Annotated in this window: 12 protein-coding genes; 6 read left to right on the top strand and 6 right to left on the bottom strand. The window is 43.4% G+C overall.

Annotated features, from left to right (window positions below; genetic code table 11):
• The first annotated feature begins 143 nt into the window (after positions 1-143).
• The 4 genes from parC to rimK are packed head-to-tail and all read left to right on the top strand — an operon-like array spanning position 144 to position 4533.
• On the top strand, positions 144-2372 hold the full coding sequence (gene parC, locus CCS90_RS08765; protein WP_099019161.1) for a DNA topoisomerase IV subunit A: 2229 nt from the start codon (positions 144-146) through the stop codon (positions 2370-2372).
• Complete coding sequence (locus tag CCS90_RS08760) at positions 2359-3177, top strand: CE1 family esterase (protein ID WP_133566457.1); 819 nt, start codon at positions 2359-2361, stop codon at positions 3175-3177. The genes parC and CCS90_RS08760 overlap by 14 nt, the downstream gene beginning before the upstream one ends.
• A 1-nt stretch (position 3178) precedes the next feature.
• On the top strand, positions 3179-3631 hold the full coding sequence (locus CCS90_RS08755) for an ATP-dependent zinc protease family protein (protein ID WP_099019159.1): 453 nt from the start codon (positions 3179-3181) through the stop codon (positions 3629-3631).
• Complete coding sequence (rimK, locus tag CCS90_RS08750; RefSeq protein WP_099019158.1) at positions 3628-4533, top strand: 30S ribosomal protein S6--L-glutamate ligase; 906 nt, start codon at positions 3628-3630, stop codon at positions 4531-4533. Before CCS90_RS08755 ends, rimK begins: the two co-directional genes overlap by 4 nt.
• 107 nt (positions 4534-4640) lie before the next feature.
• On the opposite strand, the gene CCS90_RS08745 is transcribed toward rimK, so the two are convergent.
• From CCS90_RS08745 to CCS90_RS08720, 6 genes are all read right to left on the bottom strand, one after another.
• The gene (locus CCS90_RS08745) at positions 4641-5723 is read right to left on the bottom strand and encodes an OmpA family protein (RefSeq protein ID WP_099019157.1); all 1083 of its coding nucleotides are present in this window, start codon (positions 5721-5723) and stop codon (positions 4641-4643) included.
• On the bottom strand, positions 5720-6094 hold the full coding sequence (locus CCS90_RS08740; RefSeq protein ID WP_162846774.1) for a DUF4398 domain-containing protein: 375 nt from the start codon (positions 6092-6094) through the stop codon (positions 5720-5722). The genes CCS90_RS08745 and CCS90_RS08740 overlap by 4 nt, the downstream gene beginning before the upstream one ends.
• A gap of 134 nt (positions 6095-6228) precedes the next feature.
• The gene (truD, locus tag CCS90_RS08735) at positions 6229-7269 is read right to left on the bottom strand and encodes a tRNA pseudouridine(13) synthase TruD (RefSeq protein ID WP_099019155.1); all 1041 of its coding nucleotides are present in this window, start codon (positions 7267-7269) and stop codon (positions 6229-6231) included.
• Positions 7270-7312: 43 nt separating this feature from the next.
• Positions 7313-7813, bottom strand: coding sequence for a peptide-methionine (S)-S-oxide reductase MsrA (msrA, locus tag CCS90_RS08730; protein ID WP_099019154.1), 501 nt, complete (start codon positions 7811-7813; stop codon positions 7313-7315).
• 96 nt (positions 7814-7909) lie between these two features.
• Complete coding sequence (locus CCS90_RS08725; RefSeq protein WP_246027000.1) at positions 7910-8668, bottom strand: endonuclease/exonuclease/phosphatase family protein; 759 nt, start codon at positions 8666-8668, stop codon at positions 7910-7912.
• Positions 8669-8751: 83 nt separating this feature from the next.
• Complete coding sequence (locus tag CCS90_RS08720) at positions 8752-9204, bottom strand: universal stress protein (protein ID WP_257205616.1); 453 nt, start codon at positions 9202-9204, stop codon at positions 8752-8754.
• Positions 9205-9381: 177 nt separating this feature from the next.
• On the opposite strand from CCS90_RS08720, the gene CCS90_RS08715 reads away from it, so the two are divergent.
• Together CCS90_RS08715 and CCS90_RS08710 are read left to right on the top strand one after the other, a co-directional pair.
• Entirely contained in the window at positions 9382-10803 is a 1422-nt protein-coding gene (locus CCS90_RS08715) for a rhomboid family intramembrane serine protease (RefSeq protein ID WP_099019152.1), read from the top strand.
• A complete protein-coding gene (locus CCS90_RS08710) occupies positions 10803-12149 on the top strand; it encodes a hypothetical protein (RefSeq protein WP_099019151.1) in 1347 nt (448 codons plus the stop codon). Before CCS90_RS08715 ends, CCS90_RS08710 begins: the two co-directional genes overlap by 1 nt.
• Positions 12150-12273 lie beyond the last annotated feature (124 nt).

The following is a 12273-nucleotide window of genomic DNA, read 5'->3' as shown; positions in this document are numbered from 1 at the left end:
TGTTGGGTTAATTCAGTGTGATTGTGAGGAAGATTGAAATGTTAACATTTTTTTCGATGAATATATTTTTATCAAGCCACATATTTTGCCGCAGGGAGAATGAGTAAGTGGTAAAATTTAGTTTTTTAAAATAACACTGTTCAATGGATTTTGAAACCATATCAATGGGCGAATACGCCGAGCGCTCTTATTTAGATTATTCCATGTATGTGGTATTGGATCGGGCCTTGCCATTTGTTGGTGATGGACTGAAACCGGTTCAACGTCGTATTGTTTACGCGATGAGTGAATTGGGTCTGTCAAACCAGTCCAAGCACAAAAAATCAGCACGAACCATAGGTGACGTGATAGGTAAGTTTCATCCACATGGTGATTCTGCTTGTTATGAGGCCATGGTGTTGATGGCGCAGTCTTTTTCCTACCGCTATCCTTTGGTGGATGGCCAAGGTAATTTTGGCTCGCCCGATGACCCTAAATCATTTGCAGCCATGCGTTACACCGAATCAAGACTGACCCCATATGCCAAAACCCTGTTGTCTGAGTTGCCACATGGTACAGTGGATTGGGGGCCAAACTTTGATGGCACCATGGATGAACCTTTGTGGTTACCCGCACGCCTACCTAATGTGTTGCTCAATGGCGCCTCGGGTATTGCTGTGGGAATGGCCACGGATGTGCCGCCACACAACTTGACTGAGGTGGCTCAAGCCACATTACATTTGTTGGATAATCCCAATGCAGAAATATCGGACCTGTGTGAATTTATTCAGGCGCCTGATTATCCCACCAAAGCAGAAATCATTACACCCAGAGCCGATATCCTGAAGATGTATGAAACGGGCCATGGTGGCATACGCATGCGAGCTGTGTATGAGCGAGATGGCATCGATGTGATTGTGACTGCTTTACCTCATCAAGCTTCAGGCAGTAAAATTTTAGAACAAATTGCCAGCCAAATGAGGGCAAAAAAATTACCCATGGTCAGTGACCTGAGGGACGAATCAGATCATGAAAACCCAGTGCGTTTGGTCATCACGGCCCGTTCCAATCGAGTTGATTTTGATGCTTTGATGCTGCATTTGTTTTCGACCACAGACATGGAAAAAACTTATAAGGCCAATTTCAATGTGATCGGCTTGGATCGCCGACCACAGGTTAAGAATTTGAAGATGATTCTTAAAGATTGGCTGACGTTCCGAACAGAAACTGTGCGTCGAAGGTTACAGTACAGGTTGGATAAGGTTGACGCTCGATTACATATTTTAGAAGGCTTGTTGATTGCATATTTGGACCTGGATGAAGTGATCCGTATCATCAGGTATGAAGATGAACCGAAAAAAGAATTGATCAAGGCATTTAAGCTGTCTGAAATTCAAGCCGATGCGATTCTAGACACTCGTTTGCGTAATTTAGCCCGCTTGGAAGAGATGAAAATCCGCACCGAGCAACTTGAATTACAAGCTGAAAAAGATGAGATTGAAGGCATCTTGATGTCCAGAGCACGGATGAAAACTTTGATCCGCAATGAACTGAAAGACGACATGGCACTGTATGGGGATGAACGCAAAACCCAAATTGCAGAACGTGAAGCGGCTCAAGTTTTTGATGAAACCAAATTGGTCCCCAGCGAGCCCAGCACCATTGTGTTATCAACCTCAGGTTGGGTCAGGGCGGCCAAAGGCCACGAGATTGATCCCACGGCGTTGAATTACAAAGCCGGTGATGAATACTTGGATCACACCCATGGCCGCAGTAATTTGACTTCAGTCTTTTTATCGCCAGATGGACGGGCTTTCAGCTTACCGACACACACCATGCCATCAGCCCGAGGGCAGGGTGAACCATTGAGTACAAAATTTGTTTTCAAAAACAATTTTTTACCTATTTCAGTCACCTGTCAATTGCCCAATGCGCGGTTGTTGATGTGTTCTGATGCGGGTTATGGTTATCATGGGGTAATGGAAAATTTGTACAGCAAGATGAAAGCTGGCAAACATGTTTTGAGTGTGCCCAAAGGTTTCAAGGCCATGAAGCCGACATGGATTGAAAAGCTGCCAGATGCGCATGTGGTTTGTGTTACCACTGCGGGTTATATGTTGGTGTTCCCATTAGAAGAGTTACCTGAATTGGTCAAAGGCAAAGGCAATAAATTGATTAATATTCCAGCCAAACGATTGAAAGCGGGCGAAGAGAAGTTGGCCGCCACTTTAGCGATTACGCCTGAGGACTCGTTTTTGATTCATGCCGGGGCCAGATACATCAGGTTCAAGTGGAAAGACTTGGTTAATTACATTGGTCATCGAGCCAAACGTGGTGCGGTGCTGCCGCAAGGTTTCAGAAATGTGGACCGGGTGGAAATTGAGACTGAATAACTATTATGCTTGGTTATTGTTTGTTTTAAGCACACAAGCGTTGGCAACGGCCAGCGTGCCCAGTTTGAACCAATGTACTGACATGATATTTATAGATGGTCTTGAAAATGCTTCATTACCATCAAACGGTTCAGGCGGTGTTTTTCCAGGAAATACACAAAGAATGGTTTTTGGCGGCTATGTGTATTATATTTACATACCAAGCAGTTATGATCCGAATGTTGCGATGCCAGTGATGTATCTTTGGCATGGAGCCGCTGGTGCGGGCAATGCAGACAACCAAGCACAGGCAGTGAGAAGCCTGTGGGATGGCGCAGCTGAATCCAATGGCTTTATCATTGTTTCGCAAGTTGGCACCAGCCCTAATGGCAGTTGGTCATTGCCGAACGATAAAATTCTGTTGACAGCCATCATGCAAGACATGGAAGCCAGTTATCGCATTGAAACCACAAGAATATATTTGTGGGGGTTTTCAGCCGGAGGTCATGTGATGCACGACACTGCTCTGGATGATGCCAACAGATATGCCGCTTATGCAGTCAGTGCGGGTGTATTGGCTGGTTTTGCTGCGGGACAAGGGCATGTACCCGCCAATGCGGACAGAACGATACCAGTGTTTGTCTCTGTAGGTAACAGCGATCAGTTGTTGTCATATGCGGAAGATGACAGGATGGCCTTTTTACAAGCTGGTTGGGTTGAAAATAAAAACTATTGGCTGGATGTTTTTGTAGGCGCACATCAGGTTCCAAGCTCAGTTCCGGCTGAAATATGGGAAAAAATATGTATCTCAACAAATTTAGATTGATATGACAGATAAAAATACAATGAAGGTTGGCTGGAAAGAATATGCCGCTTTACCAGAACTTGGCGTGGAACGAATCCATGTTAAGATAGATACGGGCGCTAAAACCAGCGCCATTCACACTTTGAGCAATAAATTATTTCTCAAAGGCCGTAAACAATGGGTTAAATTTACCTTGGCACCACATCAAGATGACGATGACACGACCATTGATTGTGAAATGCCAGTTAAAGACCAAAGAACCATTACCAGTTCCAACGGACATAAATCAGAACGCATTGTGATTGAAACGCCTTTGGTGATTGGTGGTATCAAACGTCATATTGAATTGACATTGGTCTGTAGACGTAAAATGAAATTCAGGATGTTACTGGGTCGTCAAGCCATGCACGACATGGTTGTGGTACCTCAGAAATCACACCTTACAACAAAAACCAAAGGAAATAAAAAATCATGAAAATAGCCATATTGTCAAGAAACTCTAGACTGTACTCAACCAAGCGATTGGTTGAAGCCGCTCAAAGCAGGGGGCATGAAGTCAGGGTGCTCGATCATTTGCGCTGTTATATGAACATTTCATCGAGCAGCCCCACTTTGCATTATCGGGGTGAAGATTTACCGGTTTATGATGCCGTTATCCCCCGAATTGGGGCTTCCGTTACCTTCTATGGAACCGCTGTTTTAAGGCAGTTAGAAATGATTGGGGTTTATCCAGTGAATGAAAGTGTGGCGATTTCGCGTTCACGAGATAAATTGCGTTCTTTACAATTATTGTCTCGCAAAGGCATTGGAATGCCAATCACTGGGTTTGCCAATTCACCAGATGATATTCAAGATTTAATCAAAATGGTGGGCGGCGCTCCTTTGGTCATCAAATTGTTAGAGGGAACACAAGGGATTGGTGTGGTATTGGCTGAAACCAAAAAAGCAGCAGAATCGGTGATTGAGGCCTTTTTGGGCTTAAACGCCAATATCATGGTGCAAGAATTTATCAAAGAAGCCGGTGGTGCTGATATTCGGTGTTTTGTGGTCGGTGGAAAAGTGGTTGCAGCCATGAAACGTCAAGGGGCAGAGGGAGAGTTCAGGTCTAATTTACATCGCGGTGGTTCAGCCACTTTGGTTAAGTTGTCACCTGCTGAAAGAAAAACCGCTGTTAATGCAGCTCAAATAATGGGCCTCAATGTGGCTGGTGTAGATATTTTAAGGTCGTCTCGTGGTCCAGTGGTGATGGAAGTCAATTCTTCTCCTGGGTTGGAAGGCATTGAGAAAGCCACGGGTAAAGATGTGGCTGGTATGATCATTGATTTTATTGAAAAAACGGCCAAACCACATCGCACCAAAACTAAGGGAAAAGGCTGATATAGCTTGTAACTTGAGTTGTTTAGATGGTTAACTCAATAAGACAAAATTTAAAAAGCCGTTGTGGGAAAACCCACAACGGCTTTTTATTTGCCTACAAAAGGGAATTACTGCTCGTCTTGCGGCAATATAATCTCAACGCGTCTGTTTTGCTGACGCCCTTCGTTGGTTTGGTTGTTAGCCACTGGAAATTCAAATCCCAGACCCTGGGTTGAAATTCTGTTACCGTCTATGCCTTGACTGACCAAGTAAGCTTTGACTGAGTTGGCTCTTTTTTCTGACAAACTCAGGTTGTAGGCTTGACTACCGATGTTATCAGTATGGCCCTCAACGATTACTTTTTGATCCATGTCTTTGTTCAAAGCTTTAACCAATGGATCAAGGTTTCTTGCTGCGCCGTTAACCAGATCAGCTTGATTAAATTCAAACAATACGTCGCCCAAGGTAATCACCAACCCTCGGTCAGTTTGCTTGGCTTTCAATTCAGTCAACTCTGTTTCAAGTTGCTGCATTGCGGCTTTGGCAGCCGCCGCTTCAGCAATCGCTGCTTCGGCTTTGGCAGCTTCGGCTGCGGCCATTAGCTTGGCTTTTTCAGCTTCACTTAACGCTGATGTAGCAGCGGCTTCAGCTTGGGCTTTCAGTGCCTCGGCTTCTGCACGTGCATCAAGTGCCAATTGTTTTTGCTCTTCAGCAAATTGTGCAGCCATCAAGGCTTCATCACGCATCATGCGTGCAGCTTCGGCTTCTTTCAATGCCATGGCTTTCTGCTCTTGCGCGGCTTCGGCACTGGCATTGGCTTTCATCGCTCTGGCCGTGGCTAAGTCAGCTTCCAACGTTCTGGCTTCTAACACCAATTTGCTTTGTTCTTCTACCAACATTTCACGTCGATCATCAAACCATCGGGCTTGTGCGGTGTATTTTGCCAATTCAATCAAACGATCAGTGGCATAGACAGCGTAAGTTAAATCTTCGTCATCCATGTCATCAAAATTGGCTTTTAATTGGTTCATGGCTCGTTGGGCATTTTTTAATTCATCTCCACCGCGACTGGCCAATTCACTGTTTGACATCAAATCACTGAGTTGATTTTCCAATGCTGTGACTCGTGGATCCATTTTGGGTGTAGAGGCACAGGCTGCCATCAAGACGCAAATGACCACAATCGATACGGTTCTGCTTAAATGTTTCATTGCATGCTCCTTTTTCTGTCCAATTCTGCTTTCAGAATATCTACCGAAGCTTTTAAATCAGTGTAAGATTTTTCTGCTTTGGCAGCTTGTGATTTGGCATCGGCAACTTCGGCATCACGCTGAGCCATCTTGGCAGAAACTTCTGCTTCGACCCAATCCCTTTTATCCAATTGCATCATCGCTTTATTTAAATTATCACGTGATGATTTAAGTAAAAAAGAGGCGTGCATAGAAGCACCGTTTCTTTCTGCCGATTCAATCAAGACTTTGGCTTGGTTGATGGCTTTGTTACTGGCATCACGGTCAGCAAAGGCTGGTAGCGTGATGGTTGTCATGGCAAATGCCAAGGGTAAAATCAATTTTAACTGCATTTTTTTCTCCGCTAAAAAATGTGTTTTGACCATAACAGACTGCCCGTGAAAGGCACATGAAAATGTTGCTATGAATCAATTGCGGAAGGTAACCTATAAATCAAAAATTAGCCAATTATATTTGCGTTTACGGCTTAAAAATCGTGTGCTATTTGTAGTACTTCTCGTAGGATGCTGGTGGCATAGGCACCTGCTTGAAGTTTAAAGCCAATCAGCAGGTCATTGCCATCCCATTGATGGGTCATTTCCTTGGGGTGGATGCGGATGGCACGTCGGTCTTGTTTGACTCGGTGGGTGGTGAATCCCGCTTGATAGTCAGCTTGAGTTTTGGCAATCTGATTTTCAATAGCGGCACACTGGTCGGTACTTTGTACAGGATCCTCGCCCCACATGGCCGCAGTGATGTGTAGGTCAAAAGCACTCAGGCGTCTTGCAAGCTCATCTGTGGTTGCCTCATGTGCTGGAAACCAAGAATGACTTGCATTCAATTGTAAGACATCACCGGGGATGACTTGATGCCAAGTTTGGTTGTTAATTCGGTGGGCGACAATCAAGTTGAATATGTGGCTGCGAGCCGTGGAAATGAGCAAGCCGCGCAGGTTTTTATTGTTGACTTTGATTTTCCCTGCAAACCAATCTTTGGCTTGTTCGATGTTGTTCATGTCATGGCCAAACCTTTGTGGCCCAAAATAATTGGGAACACCCTGCAATTGAACGGCTTCAATGTTTTCTTCTATTTGATTTTGACCTGAGGAAATTCCTCTGACACGTAATTTGAATTCATTATAGGTCAGAAATCCGGTTTTGATTTTACTTTTGTGCCAATGACATTCAATGATTTTTACTTCAGCAGGTAACTTGGCTTGAATGACAGCCAAATCACTGATTTTAGGCAATTGAACACTGAACCATTGTTGGGTGATGGCATGCCGGTCTTTGAGACCAGCAAAGCCCACTTGTCTGGCTGGTACTTTACAAGCACTTGATATTTGTGTGGCTACCCAAGCAGTATTACAATTTACTTTTTCAACTTTTAACCATAAATGTTCACCACTTTCGGTGAAATTGAGTTCATTGTGTTCAAACACCATAAAATCTTCAGGTGCTTGGCGTATAAGACCGTGTGCTGATACAGTATTTAAAGTTGGAAACAGTGCATCAAAGGTCTGGTTCATTGTTGTGGTGATTGATGAATGTGGCTAGGGGCTGTCATTGACATCAATCTATACTGGGTAAAACCCAGTCAGGTCGGGCAAAATGACAGGTATAACCATTGGGCAGTCTTTCCAAATAATCTTGGTGTTCCGGTTCTGCTTCCCAGAAGTCGCCAGCCGCGGAAATTTTTGTCACCACTTTACCTGGCCATAATCCAGATGCATCAACGTCTTTTATGGTTTTTTCTGCCATCGTTTTTTGTGCATCATGGGTGTAGAAAATTTCAGAACGATATGACTCACCCAAATCATTGCCTTGTCTGTCTACCGTTGTTGGATCGTGGATTTGGAAGAAAAAAGCCAATATCTCACGGTAACTTATGACCTCATTGTCAAATTCTATTTCAATCGCTTCGGCATGACTGCCATGGTTGCGATAAGTGGCATTTTCTACATCACCACCGGTGTATCCAACGCGTGTTGATGTGACTCCACCCATTTTCCGAATCAAGTCTTGCATGCCCCAAAAACAGCCTCCAGCTAATATTGCGATTTCTTTGCTCATAAATTGCATCCAACAGTGATAAATAATAAAGGGTATTATAGGGTCAGCCAAGACCATTTAAAGTGATATTCGATTAATTAATGCCAATCGGACTGATTATTTTTCGACCTCAAATAAACCCAATACAGGTAAATGATCACTGGCCACCTTGGCCAGGTTCATTTTGGTCGTACTGATGTGGTGACAAGTCATTTTCCCTCGGTAATAAATTCGATCCAAGCCGCCGCGAGGCGCAAACGAAGGGAATGTTTTTAGGGCGGTTTCATTGCCCCTTAAAGTGGTTCTGTCGGTGGCGCATTGAAAGTCTTTGCCAATGATAAACAAAGCCCGCAACATGGAGCGCCAGTCATTGAAATCACCACCAATGACACAAGGCTGCTGACTGTTAATTTTAGTGAATTCCTTTGATTTAAACAATTTGCCTGCTTGTTTCTGACGTTCTTTGGCAGAAAGTCCTAAATGTAAATTAAACACTTCTAAAAATTGGTAATCGGTTTTGGATTCGCTGATTTGGATGGTGGTGTGTTGACAGCCACGCTTTTTTTTGCCATCGATGGTTAAGTCAATGTTACTTTGTTTGATGATGGGGAATCGACTTAATGTGGCATTGCCGTATTGGCCTTTTTTCAAAGTCACATTGTGACTGAGGGCGAAATAGGGGTAATCACATTCAGTGGCCAGTACCTCCGCCAGATTGAGTTCATTGGACCTGGGGACTCCTTCGTCGACTTCTTGTAGGAGCACAATATCGGCATCCAAAGCTTCAAGGATTTTAACAATCCGATTGGGGGCAAACTTGCGATCTATACCAATGGCACGATGGATGTTATAACTGGCAATTTTAATGGCTGTCAAAGCTGATTGGATTACTGATTAAAGAGGCTACATTCTACCTGAAAATATGACCAATGCCCACTGTGCCATGGTTCAGCCAAATATCATGTTTTAAGACGCACCACCAACACATCACAACCGCAGCCATGGATGACACCGCTTGATGTCGAGCCCAATAACAAACCGAACCCATGTCGGCCATGCGATCCAATGACAATGGCATCACTTTGTTGTTCTTCGGCATGTTTTTTAATTTCAGCGGCGGTACTGCCCGAAAGAATTTGGTAGGAACCCTCGGTCAATTGATGTTTTGCAATCAAGTCTTTTAAATGGTTGACTGCGGCTGCTTTGACTTGTGATTCGATTTGACTGGTGTCTATCACAACGGGTGCATAAGGCGCTGTGGGTAATGCACACATGATTTCCATCACATGAATTAAGGTGATGTGGGCCTTTTCATCGGTTATCGCAATGGCCTTACGAATCAAATCATCTGAATCCGCACAGGGATCGATGGCCACGAGGGTGTTTTGGTACAAAGACATGATAAATTCCACAGTTTCAATGCCGTTTATTATAACAACTAGAAACCAAGCTGACCTTGATTGATGTCAAGAGTTTAAGTGGTGTCATCAGTTAATGTGTCATTGTTTGGCACAGAAGCGCAAACATTTGAATCAGATTAAGGTCTCAGTTAAACTTAAGGCACTTCAGCCTACAGCCATGATTCAGCCATGATTATTGTCCCTACAGAAAAGCGTTTTGATTGGCAAAATGCACCGCTTGCGTTGTTTGTTATTGTGATTATCAATGTTTTGGTCTTTTATGCTTACCAAACAGGTGACTCTGATCATTTTGAAGAAGCCCTCAGAATCTATGTGGGTGAGGGCATTTACCAAAAAGAGTTGCCTCATTATCGCGACTTTCTTGAACAGGGTGGTGATGCTGAAAAAATAGCTTTGTTTAAAGAAATGGAGCGCATGAGAAACAACGGATATGCTGCGGCTTTTATCCTGCAAGATGAGCCCTTTTATGTCTACATGTCGGAACATGGTGAGGAACTATTCGAACCAGGCTACCACGAGTATTGGTTGTATCAACGCGAGCACATGCATGAATTGATGTTTGAAGTCAGTTATAAAAAACACGGCCTGATTGCCAATGACATCCAAATTACTTCACTGATCACCCACCAATTTCTCCATGGTGGCACGATGCACTTGATTGGCAATATGTTTTTTCTGATCATTTGTGGTTTTGCCGTTGAAGCCAGTCTGGGTCACAAAAAGTTCATACTGTTCTATCTTCTGACCGGTGTTGGCGGTGGTTTGGCGCAAGCTTTGATGGACTTGAACAGCAGCACCCCATTGATCGGGGCATCGGGTGCGGTTTCAGGTGTGATGGCGATGTACTTGGGTATCTTTAGGTTGAGAAAAATAGAATTCTTCTATTGGTTTTTTGTGTTTGTGGGATATTTTCGTGCACCGGCATTGTTTATTTTGCCCTTTTACATTGGTAATGAATTGATATCGCTGTGGACACAACCAGAAGCCAATGTGGCTTTTATGGCGCATGTCGGTGGCTTTGTGACGGGTGCTGTGTTGATTGGCTTGGTGGTTTGGCGCAAACCTGAAACCTTGAATCATGAATACATCGAACAAGATCAAACGGCCACACCAGTACAGTTGAGTCTACAAGAATTGTATCAAAGCATGGATAAATTTAAATTTGATTCAGCTTTGAATCAATTGGACGAACACATTGCTGCATTTGGTGCAGATTTTAACTTGAAGATTTTAAAATATAAATTATTGCGTGCTGTGAAGCCTGAACAAGCACAAAGTTACTTCAATCAAATCATCAATGGTTCACGACCCAACAAGCAACAAGTGTCGAAAATTGAAAAGGTTTGGCAAGGACTGTCTAAGGGTGATAAGCAGCTTGAGACTGAGGCCCAATACAAGTTGGCATGGCATTTCATCACAGTTCCAGAATACATAGAACATGCGATATATTTGTTTGAACAAATGTACCAAGCGGAAAACAAGCACCATTCATTGAATGTGTTGGCGAAGAAAATTTCATCGGTATTCAAACAACTTGATAATCGACTCGAAACTGAAAAGTACATGAATCTTGCCAAGGAGTTGAGCTGATGGAACAGGCCTGTAAATACCATCCATTGGAGCCAGGCACTTATTTTTGTGCCATTTGTGAAACCAACAGTTGTGATCAGTGCGTAGATGACTCTCGGTACAACCCAGTACCACGATGTTTTCAATGCAATCGACAGCTTGATACGCTGGGGCCAGGAAACATAGAACCATTTTGGCGGCGGCTACAACAAAGCTTTAGATACCCATTGGCTACCCAATCTTTGGTATTTATAACTGTCTTATCAATTTTGAGCTCGGTGGCCATTTACCTACCTTTCCCACTTTTGATTTATTTGGCTTTGTTCGGTACGGTCTTTAAATATTGCTTGAGTTGTTTAAGTCATACGGCCGATGGCTACATGAAGCCGCCAGATGTCACCGAAGCTTATGAAGGTGGTTTCAAGAAAATGTTGGTGCTGATCTTGATGTTGTTTATCACCGGCTTGTTGGTTCATTTGTCCGACACCTATATGGGTCCAGCCATGGGTGGTTTGACGGCGTTGTTGGTGACACTGTCATTCCCTGCCATCATCATTAACTATGCAGTTTCGGACAATATGTTTGAATCCCTAAATCCAGTCAATATCATCAGGTTGGTAAACTCAATTGGCCTGCCTTATGGCTTGATCTTAGGGTTTATCTTGATCATGTCAGGATCCATAGCGGTACTTTACCAATTGGTGTTATGGGTACCATCGAGTCTTGATTCTGTCTTTTTGTATGCTGTGACATTTTATTACTTGATTGTGTTGCATCACTTGATGGGTTATATGGTTTTCCAATACCAAAGTGCCTTGGGATTCAGTGCACGCTTACAAGATGGTTCGAATAAAAGGCGCGGCAGCCAAGCCATTGCGATGGCAAAAATTTCTACCTTAATCAAAGAAGCTGACTTCGTTGAAGCCACTCAACTGTTCCAAGAACAGTTACAGGTCAACGGTGATAACTTGTTATTGAATACACGTTTTTTTGAATTCCTGTTAGCCACCAATAAGCAAGATGTCATCACTGCTTTTCTGCCGAAATATTTTGAGTTATTAGAAACACATGGCCGTTCTGATATGATCAGTAGCAGCTACAAAAGGTTGAAACTAAGGATGCCTGAGTTTGAGGCGACTGAAGCACCATTGAAATGGGTGATTTCTCAAGCCTGTTTCGCCCAAAATGATCACCAAACTGTGATTAAATTATTGCATGGTATTCACAAAAAACACCCGGATTTTAAAGACCTGGTTCCAGCCTTGTCAATGTTAGCAGATGCACTTGATGAGTATCCGAAATATGCCGAGCATGCAGCGGCCTGTCGAAAAATGATTGTTAGGATGAATAACCATCAAAGTTCATAGCAATTAACTCATGTGTTCAACAACGCAATTACAATCCGATGATGATCAGTGCGGTAAATTTCTATGTGGTTTGATTTGGCTTAATTTATACTTTGGGCTGAAAAGTAATTCAAATCATTTGAGG

The organism is Marinicella litoralis (genome assembly GCF_002591915.1).
Taxonomy (GTDB): Bacteria; Pseudomonadota; Gammaproteobacteria; order Xanthomonadales; family Marinicellaceae; genus Marinicella; species Marinicella litoralis.
Note: the sequence above shows the minus strand (reverse complement) of the source record. Positions and strands in the feature narration are given on the sequence as shown.

Excerpts from the sequence above, each read along its gene's own strand:
- parC (WP_099019161.1), top strand. The coding sequence starts at position 144 with ATGGATTTTGAAACCATATCAATGGGCGAATACGCCGAGCGCTCTTAT.
- CCS90_RS08755 (WP_099019159.1), top strand. The coding sequence starts at position 3,179 with ATGACAGATAAAAATACAATGAAGGTTGGCTGGAAAGAATATGCCGCT.
- rimK (WP_099019158.1), top strand. The coding sequence starts at position 3,628 with ATGAAAATAGCCATATTGTCAAGAAACTCTAGACTGTACTCAACCAAG.
- CCS90_RS08745 (WP_099019157.1), bottom strand. The coding sequence starts at position 5,723 with ATGAAACATTTAAGCAGAACCGTATCGATTGTGGTCATTTGCGTCTTG.
- CCS90_RS08740 (WP_162846774.1), bottom strand. The coding sequence starts at position 6,094 with ATGCAGTTAAAATTGATTTTACCCTTGGCATTTGCCATGACAACCATC.
- truD (WP_099019155.1), bottom strand. The coding sequence starts at position 7,269 with ATGAACCAGACCTTTGATGCACTGTTTCCAACTTTAAATACTGTATCA.
- msrA (WP_099019154.1), bottom strand. The coding sequence starts at position 7,813 with ATGAGCAAAGAAATCGCAATATTAGCTGGAGGCTGTTTTTGGGGCATG.
- CCS90_RS08715 (WP_099019152.1), top strand. The coding sequence starts at position 9,382 with ATGATTATTGTCCCTACAGAAAAGCGTTTTGATTGGCAAAATGCACCG.
- CCS90_RS08710 (WP_099019151.1), top strand. The coding sequence starts at position 10,803 with ATGGAACAGGCCTGTAAATACCATCCATTGGAGCCAGGCACTTATTTT.